The sequence below is a fragment of the Neolewinella aurantiaca genome, assembly GCF_008014675.1.
GTDB classification, from domain to species: domain Bacteria; phylum Bacteroidota; class Bacteroidia; order Chitinophagales; family Saprospiraceae; genus Neolewinella; species Neolewinella aurantiaca.
This window is the reverse complement of record NZ_VOXD01000051.1, coordinates 1-24,232: the sequence shown is the minus strand read 5'-3', so window position 1 is coordinate 24,232 and position 24,232 is coordinate 1. Positions and strand designations below refer to the sequence as shown.

Sequence of the window (24,232 nt, the reverse complement as noted above, 5' to 3'; positions counted from 1 at the left end):
TCCGCGCCGCGAAGTCTCCGGCCTCCGGCCTCCGACTTCGCGGCGCGGAACGCGCGCTCGTAGCAAGGCTTCGCCTTGCTAGAGACTATTCATTAACCCAGACACACTTAATTGAACTATCCCGGCACGTGAGGAAACACTGCTTCAAATCAGGAGTGCCAAAAAAAATCCCAAATACCCGAAAATAGCAAGATCTCCCGACTCCCGACTCCCAACTCCCGACTCCCGACTCCCGACTCCCGACTCCCAACTCCAATATTCCCTACTCCAAAACTCTCTTACTACCTTTGCGGCATGCCTATTATTCTTGCTATCGAATCCAGTTGCGATGACACTTCCGCAGCAATTATTGCTGACGGCGAAGTGCTCAGTAACGTTACCGCCGGCCAGGCGGTACACGAGGAGTTTGGGGGGGTGGTGCCCGAACACGCCAGCCGGGCGCACCAACGCAACATCGTGCCCACCGTGGCCGTGGCCCTGAGCCGTGCCGGGAAAACAGCCGACGACATCGACGCGGTGGCCTTCACCCGTGGCCCGGGCCTGATCGGGTCACTAATGGTTGGTGTAAGCTTCGCCAAAGCATTTGCGCTGGCCCGCAATCTGCCCCTCATCGAAGTAGACCATATGCAGGCCCACGTACTGGCTCATTTTGCCGAAGCCCCGAAACCCGACTTCCCATTCCTGTGCCTTACGGTATCGGGCGGACACACCCAATTGGTCGTCGTCAAATCTGCGCTCGACCAACAGGTCATCGGGCGGACCATCGATGATGCGGCCGGCGAGGCGTTCGATAAATCAGGGAAAATGCTCGGCCTGCCTTACCCGGCCGGCCCCGAAATAGATAAACTCGCCCGTGCGGGCAAACCGGTCATCGCCTTCGCCAAACCCGATCCCGGAGCGCTTGATTTCAGCTTCAGTGGCCTGAAAACAAGTATTCTCTATACCCTGCAGAAGAAAATCAAAACGGAACCGGACTTCGTAAAGGAAAACCTGGAAGACATCTGTGCTTCCATTCAGGACACGATCGTCTCTATTCTCCTCCGGAAGCTGACCATGGCCGTCGAAGAAACCGGCTTAACCCAGGTGGCGCTGGCCGGAGGCGTATCTGCCAACAGCGGCCTGCGGGATGGGCTGAGAGCCCTGGCCGAAGAAAAAGGCTGGTCGGTCTTCATTCCCCGTATTGAGTATTGTACCGACAATGCGGCTATGATCGGGGTGACCGGTGCGTTTAAGTTTGCTGCCGGAGAGTTTGTCGGGCAGGAGGTTGCACCAGCGGCAAGGTTCTAAATGCCGCCAAAGAAGTAGTTCAGCTTGTCCAGAGAGGTACTTCGCTGTTATCGGCTTAATTCGTCCGCGAGACCAATCTCAGGACCGCCCGGTAATCGTCGTCTGCCTCTCCGTCGTAGTCCCAGTCTACTTTTCCGGTGAGGGTGAGCCGTGAACCATCCAACTCGTGCTTGTAGCTGAGCGTAGTGTTGGGCTCGATAACGAAAAGGCTGTCTTCGCCGACGGTTTTCCAGAGGCCGTTGGTCACGTCGGTAATATCGCCCCGAACGTTGTAGTAAGTACGCTTCAGTTTTCCGTCGGCGGTGTAGACGGTTCGGGAAGGTTTGGCGCCGTACTGCCGGCCCCAGTCGGCTTCTTTGATGAGTTGATGAACAGTAGTGTCCTGCCCGAGATAGGTTGGGCAGTGTGCTTCTATTTCTATGGTCTCCCAGGTGCCGAGCAGGGTTTCTTCGAAGGTAGGGGCCGCTGGTTCGGCCGATGCCTCCTGGTCTCCGCAGGAAAAAGTCAGGCCAGCAACGATTACAAAGAGAAGGATGTTTATTTTTTGCATGGGGCAAATATAGATTGACCCCGGCAATGATTCCCCTTTACCTGACGCAGCGGCTGATTTATCAGCGAACGGTTCAGGCTTTGCGCCAGGTAAGCAAGGAAAGATGTGGCGGGGAAAGCCTGATTATGCCCGTAAAGATTACAACGGACTGAAGGACGGCACAGAACCCACAGATTTACTGAAATGCGCATTTCGTAATGCACACCTTCCCCGGAAAGACTAACCAGCAAACCATCTCACCAACTAACTTCGCCCTTATGCAAATTCCCAGAAAGGAAATCAATCCACTTTGGCTGCTTATTGGCTGGCTGACCGTTAATCTCATTCAGGCAGCGTTCTCTCCCCTCGATGCGGACGAGACCTACTACTGGATGTACGCCGGAGATTTAGCCTGGGGCTACTTCGATCATCCGCCGGCGGTAGCGGTACTGATCGCCCTGGGCAAAGACTGGCTGCCCGGCAGCCTCGGTCTCCGGTTCGGACACGTGCTGGCGTCTACAGCAATGATGGCCGCGATGTGGCATCTGCTGGCCAAGCCGCAGGGGAAAATGCTCTGGTTGGCTGCAGCGCTCGTCTTTGCTCAGCCTTTTTTCAATGTTTACGGCTTCATCGCCACGCCAGACGGCCCGTTATTGTTGTTTAGTGTTTTGTACCTGCTCGCCTACCGGCGCTTTTTATCTGCTCCTTCAATCACGAACGGAGCACTATGGGGGCTCACGATGGCCGGGTTGCTCTACAGCAAGTACCACGGCGTAATGCTGATTTTTTTCACCGTTTTGCCTTATCTCTTCTGGCTGCTGCGCCAACCGGGGGCGTGGGTGGCCGCACTTGGCGGAGCAGCTCTTTTTGCGCCCCATTTGTGGTGGCAATACAGCAACGATTATCCCTCCTTTCGCTACCACCTCAGCGGACGGGATGACGCCTACGAACTCAAGTTTACGCTTGAGTACCTCCTCAATCAACTGGTGATTTTTAGTCCGCTGCTGACCTATCACTACATCCTTACCTTCATCAGGGACAGGCCGGAAACCGAGCGTTTTGCCGTAGCGTGCCGCTGGTTGGTGATCGGGTTCCTCATCTTTTTCCTCTACACCACAACGAAAGGGGGCACAGAGGCTCAGTGGACCGCTCTGCTCAGTATACCTCTGGTTTACCTGCTGTTCCGGGCGGTAACCGGCCGGTTTATAGTGTGGCAAAGCCGGGTGTTTAACCTCAGTATAATCACGATTGGCCTCCTGATTGTAGCCAGGCTCTTACTGATCGCCCCCCGCGAAGCGCTTCCTTTCAGTAAGCCTTTCGATCACGAACCCTGGACCAAAGAACTGGCCGAAAGGGCCGGCGACCGGCCCGTGATGGTGCAAAACAGCTATCGCCTCGCTTCCCTGTATCAGTTTTATACGGGTAAACCTTCCTGGACGTTCACCGATGTGGAGTACCGCCTCAATCAGTACGATCTGTGGACAGCCGATGCCGCGTTTCACGACCAGGAAGTCCTCGTACTGGGACAAAAAAGCTGGGACAATCCGCAAGGCATTCCCTTCCGGACCCAAACCAGAGACATGCTCACCGCCAACGTCGACAACTTTCAGGTGGTAAAAGGAATCAGGCTGGAGCCGGCAACCGCCCTGCCGGAAGTCTTTTCTCGGGGTAAGGAAGTCAACGTGGAGCTTTCGGCAATTATTCCCCGGTCTATCCGGACCGATAGTGGCCTGCCGCTACGCCTTTTTATAATTTTTCACTACCCGGACGGAGATATCTTGTACTGGAAGCTCCGCCCTGAGAACTTCACGGAGTTGTCCTCCGGCGAAAGGTTGTTTACCTACGGAGCGCCATTCGTAGTGCCGACAGATTTGCCAGCGGGAGCGGCAGAAGTTGAGTTTGGCCTGGGGTACACCGGTATGCCTCCCCTCCGGGGAGAAAGCGAGCGGTTCGAAATTGTAGTGGAGTAAATAGCGAAGGGGCCAGACCATCCGGCTCAAACGATGTCTTTCCGCCCGGAGGAGGAGATGCACCAAAAGCGTTCATTGCACCGGCGTGCGCGCCCCAATGAGTTACTGCTTGCAAGCGGGGTTAATGCCCAGGACGTAATTTTTCAGCACCCCGATCTGAGGCGCGGCCTCTGCGCCGGCGAAGCCCGAAATGTCGGTATCCTTAAGTCTTGCTGCGGCGTAATCGGTCAGTTGGGTCGCGAGCGGCAGGTAGCTCCAGTGCCATTTTTCTTCTTCGTAGCCGTTAGGCCGCTCGTCGCCCTTTGGGGTGTAGGGTTGGCAAAAACCATAGTCAGCCCCTTTGGTGGAGAGCCAGTCGTAAACCTTTTTCCCTTCGCCTGCGGCGAAGTGGCTATTCTCCAGTGCATTCAGGTCAATGTCGGTGCCCCAGTGGTGGCGGCTTGTGCCGGGCATAGAAGAATACCGGAGGATGGCGCGGGCGCGGTCGGCGGGGTCGGGGTAGACCTCATCGGCCTTGTCCTTTCCCTCCAGCAGTCGCTGACCGTTCCATTTTGCTTCCCAGATTTGCTTCTGCCGCTTGAAGTTGCGGGTGGCGGAGACCATCACCAGTTTTACGCCGTCGGCCAGTGCCGCCGCGTGCATTTTCTCGAAGCTGGCGTAAGTGTCTTTGTGCAGAACGTAGGGATCACCGTCGGTGTACTTTGCTGCTACCTTCACGAAATCCGGGTGCTGCGCAGGGTCAAATTTTCCCGTCAGGTAAGCCAGACTTGGCACTTTTGGGGCAGCAGGGTTCGCAAGTTCTGGCTCTACCAGGGTGTCATTTTTCAGGGGCGCGGCCGCAGGTTCCGGGATGGTTGGGGTAGCAGGGGAGGTTGCATCGCTCTCCGTCGGTACGTCAGAAGCTTCGCCGTTGGGGGGTGTTCCGCAGGCGAAAAAGAAGAGAAGGAGCAGGGGAAGAAGGAATTTCATAAGCCAAAGATAAATTTGTGCCGGAGATTTTCCGGTCGGGCGCTTAGCCCGGAGGGACACAAAACTCCTGAGGGACTCAGCTTAACCTACCGGGGCTGAAAGCGAACCCCGACAACACCCCACACACCGTACCGGCTCTCACTGCGCAGCAGGGAGCCGGGCTCGTCGGACTCTCCCACCCATTCCTCGAAGTTATGGTTGGTCAGATTGTTGGCACGCAGGTAGATGGAGAAGTTTTTGATGACTTCGTAATCGGCCGAAAGGTCGATGGTCAGGAGCCGGTTGCGGTAAATGGGGCGGTCATCAAGCAGGCGATCAAAGACCCGGTCGCGGAAGTTGGCCGCTGCCACAAGGTTGAGGCGGGTATTGGGGTTGCTGTACACAAAGCTGAGGTTGGCGCTTTGGCGCGGTGCCTGAGCCAGGGGGAGATCGTCGGTCAATCCTCTGGGGTTGTCGACGTCGAACAGGTTGTAGTTGTACGTTCCGTTGACGTTGACGTAGCGCAGGTCGGGGCTAAGAAAGTCGAGGCTCTGGTAAAAGCCTAATTCAAAACCCACCAGATTGGCATCGTCTACATTGATGACGTTATTAATGTACGTTGGCCTGAAATCGCTTTCCTGCACGATACTTTCCTGTATCAGGATAGTCGGATTTTCCAGGAACTTGGCGTAGATGCCTACCGTAAACAGGCCGTCGCGCCGTCCGTACCGCTCGAAAGAAAGGTCAATATTCCGGCTGCTGGTGGATTCAAGATCGGGATTACTCTGGGCAAGCTCGTCAATCGAGATGAGCGGAATTGGGTTTCCCTGTGGCCGGTAAGTAGCGTACGAGGGGCGGGCAAGTGCGTGGTAATAACTGAACCGGAGTTGGCGATCCCGACGGATACGGTAGGTGAGGTTAACGCTCGGCAGAACGTTTGATTGGTCAAAGTGTGCTGTATCGGTTGAGTTGTTAGCTTCCACTTCGATGTATTCGTACCGAAGGCCGGTCGTGAGGCTCAATTGGGCGTTGAAATTCGCGGCGTACATCAGGTAGCCCGCAGCGATGCGTTGTTTTGCATCGTAGATTTTCTCTGTGGTTTGCAGGCTGTCGATGTCGCTCTGAAACCGGCTCGTTGGGATGGGGGCAAAGGTTCCGCCGGGGATTTCATCTCTCGTGCCGTCGGGCAAACGCTCGAGGTTGCTGGAACCGTAAAGCCGGTCTTTGCTGCGGAAGCGCCCTCCGGCCTTGAGGTAGCTGGTCCGTTTGCTGTTCAAGTAGCGGGTAATATTCATGCTGGCGATGGCGACGTCTTCCTCCAGGAGGGTGTTGTCCTGAAAATCTGCTACCCGCTGCAGGTTACCTGCGGCTACGGTAGAGTAGGGGTTCAGGGAGCTGAGCATGTCTTCCGTCAGGGCTCCGGGAGCGACGTCGTCGCTCTGGTAAACCGCCCGAAGGCGGTCGTTGAGGCCTTCGCTGCTCTGGCTGAAACTCAGTTGGTAATCGAGCCGGGTTTTCGGGAAGTTGTTTTCCACTTCGAGCGCTACAAGGTCGAGTTTGCGTTCATTTTGCCAGCCGCTCGATATCCGGCTGACTGAAGGCGTTTCGTCGTTGTTGGCAAAGAGCTGACGGGTCTGGATGTCTTCTACCACCCGCGAAGAGTTGTAGCTCAGGCGCATCCGGTTGTAAATGCTGGGACGGAGCTCTACGGCACCGACGAAACCGAAGCGGCTGGTCTCCCGGTCGGTATCGTAAGGGCGGGCGCTGTACAGGTTTTCACCCGGTACTTCGGGGCTGCCGTACTCATAGAAGTTGGTGCGGTTGCCGCGCCCCTGCTTGAAGTAAGAAGCGGAAGCGAGGGCGTAGACTTTTTCGTCGGCTAGTTCGGAGTTGAGTGTGCCGGCCAACTGGGTGATTCCTGCGGAATTGTTGGGGTTGTCGTTGAAGCCGAAGTTTTGTCCTGCGCCGCCCTGTACCAATACCTCGAATTTTTCTTCGGGGTGGCGGACACGGAAGTCTACGGCACCACCGATGGCGTCGGCGTCCATGTCTGCGCTGCGGGCTTTGATCACCCGCACCTCGTCGACGAGGTTACTCTGTATGAGATCGAGGCTGCCGCTTTGGTCTACTTCTGGCTGAATGGTAGGGAGCCGCTGGCCGTTGAGCGAAACGGCGGTGTACTGCTCGGGCAAACCCCGGACTTGCACGATCTGCCCTTCGTCCACGCCTCTGATGATGGAAACGCCGGGCATCCGGCTTACGGTTTCCGCAATCGTTACGTCGGGGTATTTATTGAAGGTTTCGGAGTGGATGATCGTCTGGTTGATCTGGCTGGATTGTTGAATCCGAAGTGCCTGGGCCTGACCATAGGCCCGGTTGGCCGTCACGATCACTTCTCCGGTTTCAAGAAAGGACTCCGACATAACGATGTCAACGCCGAATTCGCGTTCGGCGACGCCTACCTGCAGGGTTGTGTCAAAGTTTTCATACCCGATGTAACTGTAAAGCATCCGGATTCGTCCGGGAGGAACTTCAATTTCATAGTGTCCCTCAACGTCTGTGCTTGCCCCGATGACCGACCCGATAATCCTGACGGTAGCCCCAATCAGTGGTTCCCCCTCAGTATCGGTGATCTTACCGCTGACTACGGCTTCCTGGGCGCGGACGCTGGTGCAGAGAAAGGTAAGGAAGAGCAGGGGGAGAAGAGCGGTCTTTAACTGAAATGATTGGCGCATAATAATAAGTGGATGGTCCGGAATAGAAAAAACGGTGAGCCTGCCTGTTAAAGCCGCCCTCAGGGGCGAATTGTTTACTTTGGCTTCACCTTTTTGTACACAGTGTATATATGGCAGAGCCGTTAACCTCTGTCCGTTTGATGACGTTATGAGTTCGGCCTGAAGGCCAAAGTTACCGCATCGGGGCAAACGCCGGTGCACAATGAGCAAAAATGAAGATTACCTTCCTCGATACCCAAACCGTCGCCGACCTCCCCGAAGAGCTCGCCAAATTCAATAAAATCGGTGATTTCACGGGCTACGAGAACACCTCCCCAGATCAGGTCGTGGCCCGGCTGACCGGCGCAGACGTTGCGATCGTAAACAAGGTCGTGATCGGTAAAACGGAAATGGACCAGTTGCCGAACCTTAAGCTTATCTGCATCGCCGCCACCGGGATGAACAACGTCGATCTCGACGCAGCCGCTGAGCGGGGAATACCGGTGAAAAACGTAAGCGGCTACAGTACCAACTCTGTGGCCCAACTCACCATCACGATGCTCTTCACGTTGGCGATGGATTTGATTCACCTCAACCAGGCGGTTTACGACGGAACTTACACGAATCATTCTTCCTTTGGTTACTGGCGGCAACCCTTTTACGAGCTGGGCGGCGCGCGCTACGGAATCGTCGGCATGGGGGCGATCGGGGAAAAGGTCGCCGAATTGGCGACCGCTTACGGCGCAAAGGTGGTCCACTATTCTACCTCCGGCCGGGAGTCTGACGGGCCCTACCCTCAGGTGTCTTTCACCGAGCTGTTGAAGACCTGCGAAGTGATCTCGGTTCATTGCCCGCTTACGGAAGCAACAGAAAACCTGTTCGATTACGATGCACTGACGCTGATGAAGCCTTCGGCTTACCTCATCAACGTTGCCCGGGGAGGCATTGTCAACGAGGCTGATCTGGTGCGGGCCCTCAACGAAAAACAGATCGCAGGCGCGGCTTCGGATGTGTTCTCCACCGAGCCGATTCCTGCGAATCATCCTTATCTTTCCGTCGACGAGCCACACCGGCTGTTACTTACGCCGCACATCGGCTGGGCCAGCGTGGAAGCCCGCATGGAATTGCTGGCTGGTGTACGGAACAACATTAGCTCTTTGGGTTAAACAGTGGCGCTCAGCCAAGCAAAATAATTAGCGATCCAAACAACAACTGCTCCACTAACTTTAGAGCTCCTCGGTACCGCCACCAGCCAGGGCGTACCCGTAATCGCCTGTGATTGCCCGGTTTGCCGGAGTACTGATCCACGCGATAAGCGCTTGCGGGCCAGCGCACTGCTGTCTGCCGGAAACAAAAATATGGTAGTGGATACGGGGCCGGATTTCCGGCAGCAAATGCTCCGTGCCCGGGTGGGCAGCATCGAAGGTGTCATTATCACCCACGAGCACAACGACCATACGGCGGGGCTGGACGATATTCGTCCGTTCTGTTTCAAACAGGAAATGGACATCCCGGTGTACTGCCTGCCGCGGGTAGCGGCAGATCTGCGGGAACGCTTTGCTTACGCTTTTACCGATTATCCCGGTGTGCCCCGGCTGGATATCAGGGAGGTCAATTTTGGAGACACTATCTCCTTCGCCGGCCACGAGATAGAAGTGGTGGAAGTAACCCACGGAACCTTGCCGATCATCGGTCTTTGCACCCGCGACCTCGCCTATTTAACCGACGTCAAATTTCTTCCGGCGCGAACGCAGGTGCAATGCAGGAATAAAGAGGCAGTGGTGATATCCTCGCTCAACCACGGCGGCACGCATTCGCACCTCTCCCTCGATGAAGCCCTGGCGTACCTCTCCGAACTGAAGGCAAAACGTGGGGTGCTAACGCACTTCAGCCACACCATGGGGCGCGCTGCCGATATAAACCCTACGCTGCCCCGGGGAGTGGAAATGGGCTTCGACGGGTTGGTGCTGCCGGAGTGATTGCTGCGGAGGTCATCACCACCTCTCACAAAAAGTTAATGCCGTCAAATAAACTGAAGATGTACTTTCCCACCGACCTGACTACTGAATTTTACACCTCCGAAGGTTGCCACATCACCGAGGTGATCAACCGGCCCGATCATGAAGATGTTTCCATTGCCCGTGCCCGGGTAGAACCGGGCGTGACGACCCGCTGGCACACCGTCGAGGCACGCGAAATCTACTATATCCTTGCGGGGAGTGGCCGGGCTGAAGTTGGCGACGAAACGCAAGACGTTGGCCCGGGCGACGCGGTCAGCATCCCCTTCGGTGTCCGGCAGCGGATTGCGAATACGGGAACCGAAGACCTCATTTTTCTCTGTGTCTGTACGCCGAAGTTCAGGCAGGAAGGCTACCGGGAACTCGAGGATTAAATTTCAGCCCGTTGTCTAAAGGCAACACTTTTTATGCTTTTTACCGCTGCCACAGGGGCAGGGATCGTTGCGGCCGACTTTGGGGCCGGTACGCTGAACGGGAGTTGCGGCTTCCTCTATACCCTCCAGGGCACTGAGGACATCAGCCGTTGCCGCGTCGAGAATCGCTTTTGTCCGGTCGGAAACGGGCGCGAAGAAGCTTTCGGGAATATCTTCTGCTTCGGGGTCCAGCTTTCCGGCTTCCACGGCGTCTTCGATCAGGATCAGCATCAGGCCGGCTACGGCAAAAGCTGCTTGTTCGACGTCGCCGTGCAGGAAACCGAAGTTGACCAAACGGTCGAGACGGCGGAGCGCCTCGTAGATATCCTCATGGTGAACGGCGTAGCGGATGGCGACTTCTTCGAAGCTGAGGAATTCAGTCGTGTGGTAGTACCCGTCTTTACCAGCGGGGTGGTTGCGGATGTCGAGCGGGTGGGGGAGGTTTTTGGCTTCGGCAATGAACTCGTCTCCGGTTTCCAGCGCAAGAAGGTTTCCGGTGAGTATTTCCAGGTTGCCGGGGTGCTGTTCGGAGAGCTCCCGAAAAAGGCGCCGGCTTTTGCTGTTTTCGCCGGTGAGTCCGTAAAGGCCCGCCATCTCCAGCATGAGGGAGGGCTCGTTGGGGAATTTTTTATAGAGCGGCTCCACCAGTTTGCGGTACTGCCGGGGGCTCTCGAGGTCATCTTCGGTGAGCGCCGTTCTGAAATCAATCAATTCCTGGGGCGTATTGCGGACATTCCCATCGGAGACTTTCAGGCCGTATATCGTTTCGAGCCAGTCGAAGCGGAAAAAGATGTCGGAATGAGCGTCTATGTCAGTTGGGTCGAACTCGTGATCGAGGGTGTTTTCAGGGACGATGGCGAGGTCGAAATCCTGCTCGTCGTCATCGAAGAGGTCGCTGGCTTCTTCGTTGCGGTCTTTTATGTTGAAGGAGGCCGGGTCGTAATCATCGCCGAGCACTTCCCGGGCTGCTTTATGATCGGGGTGGTTTGCGTCGTTGAGGGCGACAAGGTAGCGCGCGTAGGCTTCCAGCCCGCCGATGTTTTCCGGCGGGGCCTGGTGGGCTCCGTCATCGATGCGGGGCAATTGCCCGCCAACGGATTCTTCGGCCACGGCAATCAATTCGAGTTCAACGTGGAATTCATCGTCGGATTCCTTTGAGTAGGAAAGCAAATCTCCGTGCTTAACGAGGTAGTCATTGAGGTTCGCGTCGTACCAGGCGTCATCGTCGGGTGTGATGGGACCGTCGTTGGAGATGAAAAGCGGGGTGTTTTCTTCGTCCCATCCCATTGCGATCAGAAGCATATCACTGACTTGCTCCAGACCGGTTTCTGGATGAAAACAGAGGGTGCGCCAAACGAGAGGGTCGGTGTCGCGGAGGGTAGCTTTCAGCTTAAGGACTTGCATAAGACAAAGATAACCTGTTTAGTCTTTTAGATCGTTGGTCTGTTAGTCTTTTAGCGTCGCCGAACGGAACAGGTACAGGCTTTAAGAGACCGTGGTGAGTTTTTACGGCCATGTTCGTCTTATATTGCCACCACTAAATTGGAGTCGAGCGACGCTCCAACGAACCAAAATTCTAACACACCTTGCATTTATTCTTCGATACCGAAACCACCGGCTTGCCAAAAGACTGGAAAGCGCCCAGCTCAGCAACCAACAACTGGCCCCGGATGGTGCAGATCGCCTGGGTTCTGGCGGATGATGAGGGAACCATTCTGGAAACTTACTCGGCCATCATTCGGCCAGAGGGTTTCACGATTCCCCGCGCGGCATCCGACATTCATCGGGTTACGCAGGAACGGGCGCTGGAGGAAGGTCTTCCGCTGGAAGAAGTACTGGCCGCGTTCACGGCAACATCCGCTAAAGCGAAACAGCTTGTTGCCCACAACATGGCTTTCGACGAGATGATTCTCGGCTGCGAGTTTTACCGCAGCACGGGCAAAGACCCGCTTAAACGCAAGCCTAAGGCTTGCACCATGAAAAACGATGACATCATCGAATGGGCCGCCATTCCACCATTCCGTTACGGTTCCTACAAGTGGCCTACGCTGGAGCAACTCCACCGAAAACTCTTCAAGGCTGGTGTCCCGGATGCGCACGATGCACTGGTGGATGTAGAAGCTACGGTGCGGTGTTACTTTGGTTTGCGGGCGCAGGGGGTGATCTAGTTGGGAGGGCTGAAGCCGTGCCTACTGTTCTTTTGTGCTAGCAGTAGGCCCGGCTTCAGCCGGCGTCTTGTTGGTTGTTTTTTTAAAGGCTACGGCTAAAGCCGTGCCTACTGTTCTTATGCGTTAGCAGTAGACCCGGCTTCAGCCGGCGTCTCATTGGTTGTTTTTTTGAAGGCTACGGCTAAAGCCGTGCCTACTGTTCTTATGCGTTATCAGTAGACCCGGCTTCAGCCGGCGTCTTGTTGGTTGTTTTTTTGAAGGCTATGGCTAAAGCCGTGCTTACTGTTCTTATGCGTTATCAGTAGGCCCGGCTTCAGCCGGCGTCTTGTTGGTTGTTTTTTTGAAGGCTATGGCTAAAGCCGTGCTTACTGTTCTTATGCGTTATCAGTAGGCCCGGCTTCAGCCGGCGTCTCATTGGTTGTTTTTTTGAAGGCTACGGCTAAAGCCGTGCCTACTGTTCTTATGCGTTATCAGTAGGCCCGGCTTCAGCCGGCGTCTTGTTGGTTGTTTTTTTGAAGGCTACGGCTAAAGCCGTGCCTACTGTTCTTTTGGGTTATCAGTAGGCCCGGCTTCAGCCGGCGTCTCATTGGTTGTTTTTTAAAGGCTACGGCTGAAGCCGTGCCTACTGCTCTTTTGCGTTATCAGTAGGCCCGGCTTCAGCCGGCGTCATGTTGGTTGTTTTTTTGAAGGCTACGGCTGAAGCCGTGCCTACTGTTCTTTGGGGTTATCAGTAGGCCCGGCTTCAGCCGGCGTCATGTTGGTTGTTTTTTTGAAGGCTACGGCTGAAGCCGTGCCTACTGTTCTTATGCGTTATCAGTAGACCCGGCTTCAGCCGGCGTCTCATTGGTTGTTTTTTAAAGGCTACGGCTAAAGCCGTGCCTACTGTTCTTTTGGGTTAGCAGCAGGCCCGGCTTCAGCCGGCGTCTCATTGGTTGTTTTTTGAAGGCTACGGCTGAAGCCGTGCCTACTGTAATACTTCCCGCCAATATGTATGAGGGAATTCATCAATCTCTTCCGCTAAGCCTGCTTTTACAGGGTTGTTGACAATGTACCACCAAATATTTTCCAAACTTTTACCGTCTCTTACGAAATGATCGTAAGAGTCTTTCTGCCAGAATGATTGCCCGGTTAGGCCGAGATGTAGATTTATGAACCTTGAAGTTGCGCCTTTAATGCGCCGCATTATTTCATGGAGTGGCCTGTAGGAGAGAGACAACTCTTCATTAGGGATGAAGCAGTTGTGCTTATCTACTACCTGATTTGCGAGACTTATTAAAAGATGTACGTGATTAGGCATTATGCAATACGAAATCAGGTTGTAAAGCTGTCCGTCTAATTCATGGAGCTTGTTGGTTACAATCTTTGCGATTTCAGGATTAGCCAAGGGGTAGCATTGTTTCGTAGATGTGTCTAGAATTTTATCGTATTTCCGAAAGTAGCTATATCTCGCTTTTTGTATCGCCAGATTGGTTTGCGATACTGATAGTCTGCTGAGTTTGATTCGTTTGATTTCTTTTACGTAATCGAAGCGTAAGCGTCGCATTACTTTTACTGATACACTATCTTTTGTTCGAAAGGTTATGAAAAATGTACCCCCTATTGGAGTTAAATGAGGGATGTTGTGTTTGTAATAGGTTCTTAAGTTGTTTGTCATTTGTGTGTTTTTCGTAAAAATAACACAAATGTTTTATTGTTAAAGGCTACGGCTAAAGCCGTGCCTACTGTAAGTCCGCTTACGATGCTTTCTTGCGTTAGCAGTAGACCCGGCTTCACCCGGTGTTTTATTGGTTGTTTTTTGAAGGCTACGGCTAAAGCCGTGCCTACTCGATCCTAACCGTTTCCAGTTCCCCATTACCATTTACCACCGGTAAATACTGCATCTCCGCCCGGGCGGGATTGAGGGTGTAGCTGCCTGAAAAACGCGGCGCGAGGGCAACCTTATAAGTGTGTGTTCCCGCCGGTAGGCGATCGCAGAAAATGGCCACCCGATCGCGTTGGTACTCGCGGTGAACGGCCCAGGGGCCGCGCGCTTCACCCCGGTTCTGGTAGCTGCAGCCAGCAGGAATGGGGGTTTCGACGAGTACATACTCCGCATCCGATTTGCTGGTTACCGTTACTTTCAGGTACGCCGTCTCTCCCTGTTTCAGCTGATTGAGCGGGCGACCGCGTTTGTCGGTCATCTGGGAGGTGAGTTGAAAGCCGTCGTCTTTAGCGACGGGCTCTGTCTCGAACCAGCGCTGGTATAAGGCAACGGGAAGCGGGCCGCTGCCGTCCCGTTCGAGAAGCAGATCAGCCATGGCGCTGGGGGAAATATCCGTCTCGAAGGGGAAGTTGGTCACTCTGGTGGCGTTGCCACCAGTTTGCAGATTCACAGCCGGAGGGGCCAGGGCATCGTCTTCGGCGAGTAGGGCGGGGAGGAGTTCGGCGAGCAAGCGGGCAGACTCCAACGTATTCGTGCCCAGCAGGGGCACGTTGCCCGGGCGGTTGCGGGCGGCAGATTGACCGAGCAGGTAGTTAACCGTTTCGGCTGCTTCTCCTGAACGTCCTTCGGCGGCAAGGATGCGGCGGGCCAGCAGCCCGCAGGCCAGGCGGCCATCCAACGGCTGGCGGTAGAAGAAATGCCCCCGCCGACCCCAGTACCGGCCCAGGGCGGCGTGAGTCGAGGAACTGTCGAGCAAGCGATCAACATCAACGGTGTCTCCGCGCAGCTGGCGGAGGCGGGCGATGGCGAGCGGCTCGTAATCGTTCGGGGCGGAGAAGGTGTCGACCCGGCTGAGCTCGGCCCCGGTGGGCGGGTTGCCTTTTTCGCCGAGGGTCAGCATGATCTGTAATTGGTCGCGGACGGGCAATTCCGGCAACCGACCAAGCAGGTAGCGGCGAACGATGGTGAGATTGCTAACCGGATGACCCGCCCGTTCGGCCATCGACAGCGCCCGGAAAACGTGCAGACTGATCCACGGTGTGGAGGTCTCGGACGATGCCCACCAGCCGAAACCGCCATCTGGTTTCCGCAGCTTTTCGAGGCGGCGGATCATTTTGGGGATGTCGGCTGCCCGCTCGAAATTCTCGCCCTGGGCTTTGCGGACGGTGCTCATTTGCAGAAGACCGATCAATCGGCTGGCCGTCTGTTCCGTACACGCGTAGGGGTAATCGACGATGTGATCGAGGTCGTTGAGTAGTTGCTGGACGCGGTTGCCAGGCAACCGCAAGGTCACCGGACCACGCTCCGGACGAATGAATTCGTCGGGCAAAGCGGTGGTCTTTGCCGTGAGGAGGAGAAGCTCTCCGCTAACCATTTCGGTGCCTTTGGGGTAGATGGCGACGGAGCGGCGCTCGCCGTCCGAAGCCTGGTCGCCGTCCAGTGCCTGAACGGTGAACTGGTAGGTCAGGCTATCGGTGCCCGGAGGAGCCTGGATGGGGTAGCGTTCTTCGAGTGCGTCAACCAACCTGGCATCCTGCGTCCGCGCCGCCTCATTCTCTTTTTGAAAAGACAAGCGAACCGACCGTTCGCCTTCTTCACGATTAACGGCGAGTGCAGCTGCCTCGGCCTGGTCGCCCTCGACGAGAAAACGGGGCAGGTAAAGCTGGGCCTGGAGCGGTAAAAAAGCGGCTGTCCGCTCCAACGCAAAACCGATGCGGCGACGGCGGTCCTGGCCTACCGCGAAGGTATTCCAGGCCGTGATGTCGTCGGGGAAGGTGATGTCGAAAACGGCCTTGCCCTCACGGTCGGTGCTGATCTCAGGGACGTAAGCGGCGTAATCGGAAAAGGATTCACGGATTTCTGCGGGGGGGAGGTTTAGTGCGATCGATTCAGCTTGCGGCCCATCAACCTGGTTCAGCTCCGAATCCGGTATGTCAGTAGATGAAACCCGAACACCATCCACGTAATAAATGACAGCATCGCTGCGGGAGCCACGGACTTCCACTCCTGAAGCAGTTCCTTGTAGCTCAGAGCTTACTCCCGCTGGGATGGAAGAGATTTGATCGATTTTCCGAGTCGGGAGGTTTCGAATTTCTTGCGAAGTGACAACGGAGGCCGTTAAGTTTTGTTTGCGTTGAACACCATAACCGACAACCACAATTTCTTCTAGCAATGCTGATGACGGCTCCATGGTGACGTCGAAAGGCGAAGAAGAATAATTGGTGTTTGTAAATTCAGTTTTCTGTGTCGTAAAACCCGTGTAACTGAAAATCAGGTTGTAATCACCGACGGGTACCTCTAGTGTGTAATTTCCATCAAAGTCAGTAACAGTGCCTGTGTTTGTGCCTTCTATTTGGATGGAAACCCCGATGAGAGGAATGCCGTCTTCGTCTAATACAGTGCCGCTGATTCGATCACCTGAGAAAACACGTTCAACGTAAATTACCTCTGGCTCAGGTTCCTTCGGTGGTGTATTCTGCGAGTATCCTTCAAGCCAGTCGAAATTATTAAAATACTCTACGTCTTTACGTTGGAAGGAGAGTAACGTCAGATTATCCTCGGGTAAGTGAATTTTTTGATGAAAGACCGAATCATTCTTGAAATGATAGAGTACATCATAGGTGCCGGGTTTGATGTGGTTTGGTATTTCACTTTTCAAGTAGTAAAAGGTTTGTTCCCCAACGGGTGCAATGATGATTCTTTCCAGGGTTTCAGGGAGATTGTTTAGTTGTAGCCGGGAAACAGCTTCCAGGGGAACTAAGCGGGGTAAGGGAAAGGCGTATGGTGTTTGACGTAATTCCCTGACCGGGGAAAAGGTTGGCTGATAAATATAATCAGGAAGCTGAGGGGCCGCAGGCCCATTCCCCGCTTTGCGTTCAAGGGATTGCCGGACCCATTCTCGTTTTAGAGGATAAAGCCGATCCCGCTCCTTCAAAACCCGGTAGGTCGCCCTTGGCTCGAACCTGAGAGCAACGCTGTCTCCCTTTGGAAACCAGAACTGCAATAAATCATTGTTTGCGGCAAGGCCCGCCGGAGACCAGGTCGTATTGTTTATCCGGTTGGTTGACTGAACAATGCCATTATCCCCAGCCCTGAAACGGACAGTCCCGGAGGCCCGCATGTGCGAGAGCGCGAACACCCGTTCCCAGATCCGGTCCACGGCTTCATCGCCCCATTTTTGCACCTGCGACCGCGCCCAGCCAGCGGACACCCACCGCTCTGCGTCGAAACTGAGGACGAGTTGGCGGCAGCTCTCGAAGTACAGTTTTTTAGTGTAAATGTGTTCGTCCGTTCGCAGTGCTATTGTGTGCCAGCCGTTGTCTACGGGAATGCTGTAGGGCGTTGTGATGCCGGGGTGCCACCAGTACACCAGCCGGTCGTCGGCGTAGACGGTTCGGATGGTGACGGGCTTGTGGTTTTTGATCACGAAGGGCGCAAAATGGGCGTGTTGTACCCGGTTTGGTAGCAACGTATCGAGGTCGCGCTGGTAGGTGAATTCACCGTTGGGGTAGCGGAGTTGGTAGGCCAGGGCGGTGTCGAGGCCGAAGTCTTTCACGAGCCAGCCGGGTGGCACGTCAGACCGGTTGATGCGTAGGTTTTCTTTGTCATAGCGCTGTCGTGAGCGGCGGCGATTGTTGCGTGTGCTGTAGGTCGGTGCGGTCACGGGCGTATCACCGAAACGGGCGTTGAAAGTGCCTGCTGTCAGCCTGACGTTTGCCGCCGGACGTCCTTTCTGATCGGTGGCCTGCAGGGCAATGCGGACGGTTTCTCCCGGCCTTACTTTGGCGGGTTGGGTGAGCGTGAGGTCAAGTACATTTTTGTGCTCGGTCAGGAGGTCGTAGGGGGGCGTGGAGGCGGTTTCTTTCCGGTGCCGCCACTCGCCACCGGCGAGGTAAGAATAGTGGAGCTCCAGCTCAGTACCCGGGGCGAAACCGCTACGGATGAAAGTGGTTTCTTCCTTGTCGCCGCGCGCAAGCACTGTCCCGTCATCGTAGAGCGTCCAGCGGAAAGGCTGGTTGTTTGGGTTGGGGAAACGCAGCAGCAAGGTGTCGCGCGACCAGTAGGTTGGGCTGCCGGTGGTGGGCGTGAGTTCGGTCAGGTTTTCGCTGACCACCTGCTCGTCGTACAGCAACCGGTATTTCGTTTGCTGATGATCTATCGGTAAGGTGTAGGGTAGGGCGATTGTGGCGAAAATGGTGTCGTTTTGGGGCGAGATGGTTTGTAATGTTGCCTTCTCCCCCGGCCCTTCTCCCCGGGAGAGGGGAGATGTGGTAGGCGACACAGTATCTTGATGCTCGGCAGCGGGTGCAAGGAAAGTTAGGAGGCTGTCTCCCCGGATTTCGAGCATCGGGATGCGCGGGTACCGCCGGTCTACCGTAAGCATGTGATTTGCCGTTTTATACTCTCCCGAAGGGCCGGTAAGCTGCGTCTCTACCTTGATGCGCACCGAATGCCCCTGCGGGAAAATACTGTCGGGCAGGATGAGGCGACGGTCTTTGCGGTTGTTCGTCGGTTCGGTGTAGGTATAGAGGGTGTCGGGCAGGACGATGGTGTTGGAGTCCCGGCTGGCCACAAAGCTCTCGAGGTGTACAGTAACCGTGATTTCGCCGTTGGGCAGCGGTAAGTAATTGATGTCTTCGGCCTTCACGTCGAGCCAGGCGGAGCCGGGCAGCCGGGCATCGTCGGAAATTTTGGTGGTGAGTTTGTATTCGGCCAGCTCGTAGTCCTGGAGTTTGAAGGAGATGCTGGGGTCAATATCCCGCCAGCGGAGCCCCGGCAGGCTGAAGCTGACGGTGTAATCCTGGTCGAGCGGCCAGTCGGGCGGGATGGCCATGATGTGGGTGTAACGGCCTTTTTCCTGACGGCCCACTTTGGTTTCGAAGCGTTTACTCGCTCCCCGCCCGTAGCTTCGGATCACCATGTCTACCGAGTCTACGCCCAACGGGCGTCCTTTAGAAAACGCGAGATAGGCACTCATCCGCAGTGTGTCGCCCGGCCGGTAGCGCGGCTGGCTGGTGGAAACATACCCGGTTAAGGGCTTGGGGTTCCTGATGCGGCGGATGGTATTCTTGAGCGGATAAGGCACGTTGCGCATGCGCCACCAGTCGCCGTGAAAGATGCCTGATTTCAAACCGAGGTAGTAGCTGCGGCCGTAGTAGTAGGGCATCTTCAGTGTCCTGAAGGGTTGCCTTGCGCCGATTACCCGAACGTCGTGGGCAAAGCGGCTTCTTGTGAAGTCTTCTCTGATCTCGTAAAACAGTGTATCGGCCTTCTCTCCCGCAGTTGTTGCGGCGGGGACTATGATTTTCAGGCCATCGATCCGCCAGTCGCGCCGCCGGTAGGCCTGGTGTTTATTGCTGTAACGGACGGGCTTGCCGTCGGCGGTAACGATGGCATCCGGGCGCGCTGCGCCCGTTGGGTCATAGAGACGAAGCTGAAACTTACCGTCGGCGGCATCAACGTGTACTTCGTACTTATAGGTGTGGAAGTATGCATAGGTGACCTGCTCTTCGTGCAGGGTGGTCATCAGGTAATGACCGGGTGGAAGTTTGGCTACGTCGGTGCCGGCAGGGTAGGGCGTGCCGAGTCCGGGCAGGCGATTAAGGCTTGTTTCCCAGTTGCTGAGTCGCTCTACGGTCTCCGCCGGGACCGGATAAATGCGTGTGTCCGCTTCCGGAAAGTTGAAAGATTGGGCGGTCAGGCTGAAGGTGACCAGGGAGAGGAGTAGGAGTAGAATTTCGCGCATGGGAAGGGTAGATGCTGGAAATGGCGGGATTGCATACGGGACGCGGTGCCTCGGGGGGAGAATGACACATTATACGAACGAAAACACAGGGGCGAGCCCCTGTGCTACGAGAGACGAACTTCCGGAAGCTGAACACTCACGACATTTACATAGAACTTAATCCTTGTTTATGCTTAAGCGAAAAAAGACTCTGGTTGCCCATGAATTGCGACCTAATAGCTTCATTTACACTAAAATGAATGCTCTGAAAATAACAATCAATGGTGGCCTTGACGCCGGCCACAAATGCTGTGGTTGATAGCTGTTAAAAAATGCAAACTGTATGAGCGTTTATAAGGCTTTCTACTTAACCGAAAGACTGCTGCAACCGAAAAGCTGAAGCGTGAAAGAAAAGGCTACGAGGCGAGTTTTTGCATTTTAAGCTATCAGGCACAGCATTTGTGATCAGCCGGAGTCGTAGCCGAGGTTTTTGCTATCTTTTGACCTCAAAAGTAGGCCGCCGGCAGGCATGTGAGACGAGATGCTTGACGAGATATAGTTTGCCATTCTGTAAACATTGACTTAGCACAGAAGTCAATGCATCTCGTCGGCTATAAACTGTAGCGGACAATTGTTATTCACACTGCTCCAGGGAGGAGAGCCTGTGCCCTACGCCCGCCCAAAATTACAAGCGCACCAGCTCCGCCAACTCAGCATTGCTCATCCGCCCAACGAAGCTTTCGCCGGAGCCCACACTCAGGTCGGCGAGGTCTCGCTTGCTTTGGATGAGCGCATCGATTTTATCCTCGAAGGTGTTTTCGGTGACAAGGCGGTGGACGAAGACCGTCCGCTCCTGCCCGATGCGGTACGCCCGGTCGGTCGCCTGGTTCTCGACGGCGGGGTTCCACCACAGGTCGTAGTGGATGACGTGGTTGGCTGCCGTCAGGTTGAGGCCCGTGCCGGCGGCCTTGATGGAGAGCAGGAAGATCGGGCAGGCCGGATCGTTCTGAAAGCGATCGATCATCTCTTCCCGTTGCCCGGTGGAGCAGCCGCCGTGCAAAAACGGCACCTCGATGCCGAACTCCTCCTGAATCATCTGCCCGAGAAGCTCGCCCATGGTGCGGTACTGGGTAAAGATCAGAACCTTGTCGCCCGCCGTGAGGATGCCTTCGAGGCGGTCACGGAGTAAGCCCGCCTTACCACTGGCGGCAAAAGTAGGGTTGCCTCGCTTGAGGAACTGGACGGGATGATTGCAGCACTGTTTTAGTGCGGTGATGAGCTTGAGTACCAGCCCCTGCCGGTCAATTCCTTCACTTTCCTCCACTAGCCGCATGTTCTCGTCGAGGATGCTTTGGTAGACGGCCGTCTGTTCGGCGGTCAGGGAGCAGGTCTCGGTCTGGACGACCTTGTCGGGCAAATCGGAGATGATGCTTTTGTCGGTCTTCAGCCGGCGCATGACGAAGGGCGCGGTCAGGCGGCGAAAGCGGTTGGCAACGGCCTGGTCGCGTTCGCCCTGAATCGGGCGGGCGTAGGTTTTCTTGAAGTACGCCTTGGAGCCGAGGAACTTCGGCAGGGTATAGTCGAGCAGGCTCCAGTAATCCAGCAATTTATTCTCTACCGGGGTACCGCTCATTGCAATGCGAACCGGTGCCTTGACCTTCTTCACGGCCTTGGTTTGCTTGGCGGCAGGGTTCTTGATGGCCTGCGATTCGTCGATCACCATCACCTTCCACTTGCGGCTGGTAAAGGTTTTTTCTTCGCTGCGCAGTACGCCGTAGGTGGTCAGCAGTACATCGAAGTCGTCGGTTGCGGGCATGGTGCGGCCGGTACCGTGGTAGATGCCTGGCCGGAGTTCGGGAGCGAAACGCTCGATTTCCCGCCGCCAGTTGCCGAGCAGGCTGGTGGGGACCACCACGAGGGCTTTGTCCTTCGTCAGTGCTCCTTCTTCGCGGTACTTTTCGAGCAGGGTGATAACCTGAAGGGTTTTGCCGAGGCCCATATCGTCGGCCAGCACCGATCCGAGGCCGAGTTGGCCGTTGGCGTACAGCCAGTCAAACCCTACCTGCTGGTAGGGGCGCAGGGTTGCTTTGATGCCCGCCGGAACCTTGGTTGGCTTGCCGGAGCGTAAGGCTTCGATGCGTTTACGGAGCTTGGTCGACAGGCGGACGGGGCGACCTTCGTGCTCTTCGGTGAAGACGGCGTGGAGGCGCTCGTGCTGCTTGAGCTCGGGCGGACCGTCGTTGAGTTGTTGCAGTAGTTTAGCGACCTCGGTTGGGTCTACGAAGGCGTAGCCTTCGGCCAGTTTAACCAGGCCGTTGGCCCGCTGAAGCAGGTCGCGAAACTGGGTTTCGCTCAGGTCTTTATCGCCGAGGGCGGCCTGCCAGCTGAAGCTCAGGATGTTGTCGAGCGAGATGATGCCCGAGAGCTCAAAGGCTTCGGTCTCCTCCCGGCTGTCGGCCCGAAGGCCGAGGCTGGGGCGGAGGAGCTTGCGCAGGGCGGTGGGCAACATTACGGTAAGGCCAAGGGCCTCCATCGTTGGTAAAACGGCCATCAGGACAGGAGTAAATGTCTCGACCTGATAGCGGAGCGGTTCGGCACCGGAGCTGGCGAGATAGGACTCCAGGTCAGGAAAATGGCGGGCCAGACCGCCGAGGAGGGTAAGCACGTCGAGCCCGGCGGAGCCTTGCCCGGCGTCCGATTTTTGCCATTCAAAGAACTCCCCCGGCACCTGCGTCCCCGCCCGCTCGTTGATCAGAATATCTACCAAAAGCTCGTCTCCGTCCTCCCGGATTCGGAAGACTGGCTGGTAGTCCCGGTCGGCCAGATGCAGTTCTGAAAGCCAACGGCGCATAGCCTTGGGGAACCCCTGGGTGCCAACGATTGAAAACCGCTGCGGGTTGTCGAGCAGGAACAACCTGCGGGCCGGCGCATCGTGGTGAACTCCGGCGGTTGCGTCGCTGACGAGTAGACCAAGCAGGAACGAGAGCAGCGCGCGGGGAGCTTCTTCGGGGAGGAATTCCTTTGTTTCTCCCTCAGCGTTTTCAGCGTAAAGCAGGACAGGAGACGCCAGCGCATAGGCCCTGGTGAGTAGTTCACGCGCCGCCGCGTCGTTGGTGGCCGGCACGTAGCGAAGGAGCGTCGCTCCGTCCGCTGTACTGAGCAGATCGGGCACGTAAGCGCGCGTTTCGGCCATGCGGCGGGCCAGCTGGAAGAATAAAAGGAGGGTGCGCGCCTCGGCGTCCAAAAAGTGGCGGTCGATGGTTTCGATCCGGGTAAGCCAGACCAAAAATTCCGACCCGGAGGTGATTTCAAACAGTGGTTCGTCCTGGTCGTTGTAGCTGACCAGGCAGTCCAGCCCCAGGTTGGCGTCGAGGTGCAACTCCAGGCGTCCGCCGGAGGGCAGCAGGTTGGCTACAATTGGCTGTTTTTTGCCATCATGGTACTGCCGGGCTGCGCTGCGGGCGGTTTTCGCGTAGAGGGTGTCCAGAAAGTTGACGAGGCTCCCGTCGCCGTCGAAAGGAGGATCGGCGGGTAGTTTGGCAACGGCCCGCCAGCCGGCGTCGGTCAGGGCACTGAAGTGGAGCGTGCGGTGGTCTTCTTCGTTCCAGCGGTATTCAGGTGGGTCGGCGATGTCTTGCAGCAGGTCATCGAAGGGGGTAATCTCCGTCGTGTCGGGTTCGCCGCCGCGCAGTTCTTCGAGTGCTGTTTTCAGGTCGAGCCCCCGCAAGCGGAAAAGCTGGAAAGGGTCGCCGTCGATGTCGGCGGCAATGACGTAAAGCAGAGCGGCCTGGTGCTTGCAGGGCGTGGCGTAATCGGGGCAACTGCAGCCGAGGCCGAGGTCGTAAAAGTCTTCGGGGAAGATGCTCAGGTTGTGGGCCCGGAGGGTGGTGATCAGGCTGTCGGGCAGCTCGCCGGCCAGCAGGCGGGCCAGGAGGGCGGGGTTGGTTTTTATCTCGGTGAGGATGGTGTTGGCCTGCTCTTCCGTCCAGGGTTCCCAGTTCATCGATATGCCGTAGGGGCGGGGCATGCTTCCCTGAATCTGAGCGGTGAGGCTGCCGGGGCCGGTACTGTCGATGTTGAGCACCAGGCCCTTGTTGGCGTAGGTTTTGCCCCGGCTCAGGCGGCCGGTATTGTCGGCGCGTTCGAGAGCTTCCAGAAACTGTTTCCCCCACCAGGTGGTGCCGTATTTGCGGCGGTAGGCGCCGGCACGGGCGGCGGGTGCGGGGCGGTAGTCGAATTGCCAGTAGGCCATAAGAGCGTTTTGGTTGGGGGCTAAGGTAGGATTTTCGGGGAGTTTTTTTTGGGGCACGGCCGCGGGTGCAATGTCGCTTTTCGGGTGGAGTTGTGCAGGGCGGGCGGTGGTGTGTCCCCCCCCCGGGGTACAGGGCTAACGCATACTATAAAATTAATCTAGCTGGGATTGTTTTCCGTTATTGAGTCATGCAAAATAAGGAAACGACCAATCTCCCCCTTGATCCATTACCTGGAGTCGATCAGATTCCTGACCCAAGAAACGCTTGTTTGGTTCACCATCCACTT

General features: G+C 56.1%; 13 protein-coding genes. 6 read left to right on the top strand and 7 right to left on the bottom strand.

The window, feature by feature from the left end; genetic code table 11:
* The first annotated feature begins 294 nt into the window (after positions 1-294).
* Entirely contained in the window at positions 295-1,287 is a 993-nt protein-coding gene (gene tsaD, locus FUA23_RS21060; protein WP_147932757.1) for a tRNA (adenosine(37)-N6)-threonylcarbamoyltransferase complex transferase subunit TsaD, read from the top strand.
* 55 nt (positions 1,288-1,342) lie between these two features.
* On the opposite strand, the gene FUA23_RS21055 is transcribed toward tsaD, so the two are convergent.
* Positions 1,343-1,837, bottom strand: a complete 495-nt coding sequence (locus FUA23_RS21055; RefSeq protein WP_147932756.1) for a hypothetical protein — start codon at positions 1,835-1,837, stop codon at positions 1,343-1,345.
* 257 nt (positions 1,838-2,094) lie between these two features.
* Here FUA23_RS21055 and FUA23_RS21050 point away from each other — a divergent pair, with 257 nt between their 5' ends.
* Positions 2,095-3,786 (top strand): ArnT family glycosyltransferase, encoded by a 1,692-nt coding sequence (locus FUA23_RS21050; RefSeq protein WP_187271171.1) that lies wholly within the window; start codon positions 2,095-2,097, stop codon positions 3,784-3,786.
* Positions 3,787-3,888: 102 nt separating this feature from the next.
* On the opposite strand, the gene FUA23_RS21045 is transcribed toward FUA23_RS21050, so the two are convergent.
* Both FUA23_RS21045 and FUA23_RS21040 read right to left on the bottom strand, forming a co-directional pair.
* Positions 3,889-4,755, bottom strand: a complete 867-nt coding sequence (locus FUA23_RS21045) for a M15 family metallopeptidase (RefSeq protein ID WP_147932754.1) — start codon at positions 4,753-4,755, stop codon at positions 3,889-3,891.
* 86 nt (positions 4,756-4,841) lie between these two features.
* Positions 4,842-7,469: a TonB-dependent receptor domain-containing protein gene (locus FUA23_RS21040; RefSeq protein ID WP_147932753.1), complete on the bottom strand. Its 2,628-nt coding sequence runs from the start codon at positions 7,467-7,469 to the stop codon at positions 4,842-4,844.
* A 212-nt stretch (positions 7,470-7,681) separates the two neighbouring features.
* Between FUA23_RS21040 and FUA23_RS21035 the strand changes: the two genes are divergently transcribed.
* Genes FUA23_RS21035 through FUA23_RS21025 form a run of 3 tightly spaced genes read left to right on the top strand, consistent with a single transcriptional unit; the run spans position 7,682 to position 9,840 of the window.
* The gene (locus FUA23_RS21035; RefSeq protein WP_147932752.1) at positions 7,682-8,614 is read left to right on the top strand and encodes an NAD(P)-dependent oxidoreductase; all 933 of its coding nucleotides are present in this window, start codon (positions 7,682-7,684) and stop codon (positions 8,612-8,614) included.
* Between the two features lie 33 nt (positions 8,615-8,647).
* Positions 8,648-9,427: an MBL fold metallo-hydrolase gene (locus FUA23_RS21030; protein WP_406603412.1), complete on the top strand. Its 780-nt coding sequence runs from the start codon at positions 8,648-8,650 to the stop codon at positions 9,425-9,427.
* A 59-nt stretch (positions 9,428-9,486) separates the two neighbouring features.
* The gene (locus tag FUA23_RS21025) at positions 9,487-9,840 is read left to right on the top strand and encodes a cupin domain-containing protein (protein ID WP_222707074.1); all 354 of its coding nucleotides are present in this window, start codon (positions 9,487-9,489) and stop codon (positions 9,838-9,840) included.
* Between the two features lie 15 nt (positions 9,841-9,855).
* Here the strand turns inward: FUA23_RS21025 and FUA23_RS22830 are convergent, their stop codons facing one another.
* Complete coding sequence (locus tag FUA23_RS22830) at positions 9,856-11,283, bottom strand: IS1096 element passenger TnpR family protein (protein WP_147932749.1); 1,428 nt, start codon at positions 11,281-11,283, stop codon at positions 9,856-9,858.
* Positions 11,284-11,465: 182 nt separating this feature from the next.
* Between FUA23_RS22830 and FUA23_RS21015 the strand changes: the two genes are divergently transcribed.
* Positions 11,466-12,047: a 3'-5' exonuclease gene (locus FUA23_RS21015; protein WP_147932748.1), complete on the top strand. Its 582-nt coding sequence runs from the start codon at positions 11,466-11,468 to the stop codon at positions 12,045-12,047.
* A 964-nt stretch (positions 12,048-13,011) separates the two neighbouring features.
* Here the strand turns inward: FUA23_RS21015 and FUA23_RS21010 are convergent.
* The 3 genes from FUA23_RS21010 to FUA23_RS21000 form a co-directional block, all read right to left on the bottom strand.
* A complete protein-coding gene (locus FUA23_RS21010; protein ID WP_147932747.1) occupies positions 13,012-13,701 on the bottom strand; it encodes a transposase in 690 nt (229 codons plus the stop codon).
* 166 nt (positions 13,702-13,867) lie between these two features.
* The gene (locus FUA23_RS21005; RefSeq protein WP_147932746.1) at positions 13,868-19,714 is read right to left on the bottom strand and encodes a carboxypeptidase-like regulatory domain-containing protein; all 5,847 of its coding nucleotides are present in this window, start codon (positions 19,712-19,714) and stop codon (positions 13,868-13,870) included.
* Positions 19,715-20,378: 664 nt separating this feature from the next.
* Positions 20,379-23,945 (bottom strand): DEAD/DEAH box helicase, encoded by a 3,567-nt coding sequence (locus FUA23_RS21000; protein ID WP_147932745.1) that lies wholly within the window; start codon positions 23,943-23,945, stop codon positions 20,379-20,381.
* Positions 23,946-24,232 lie beyond the last annotated feature (287 nt).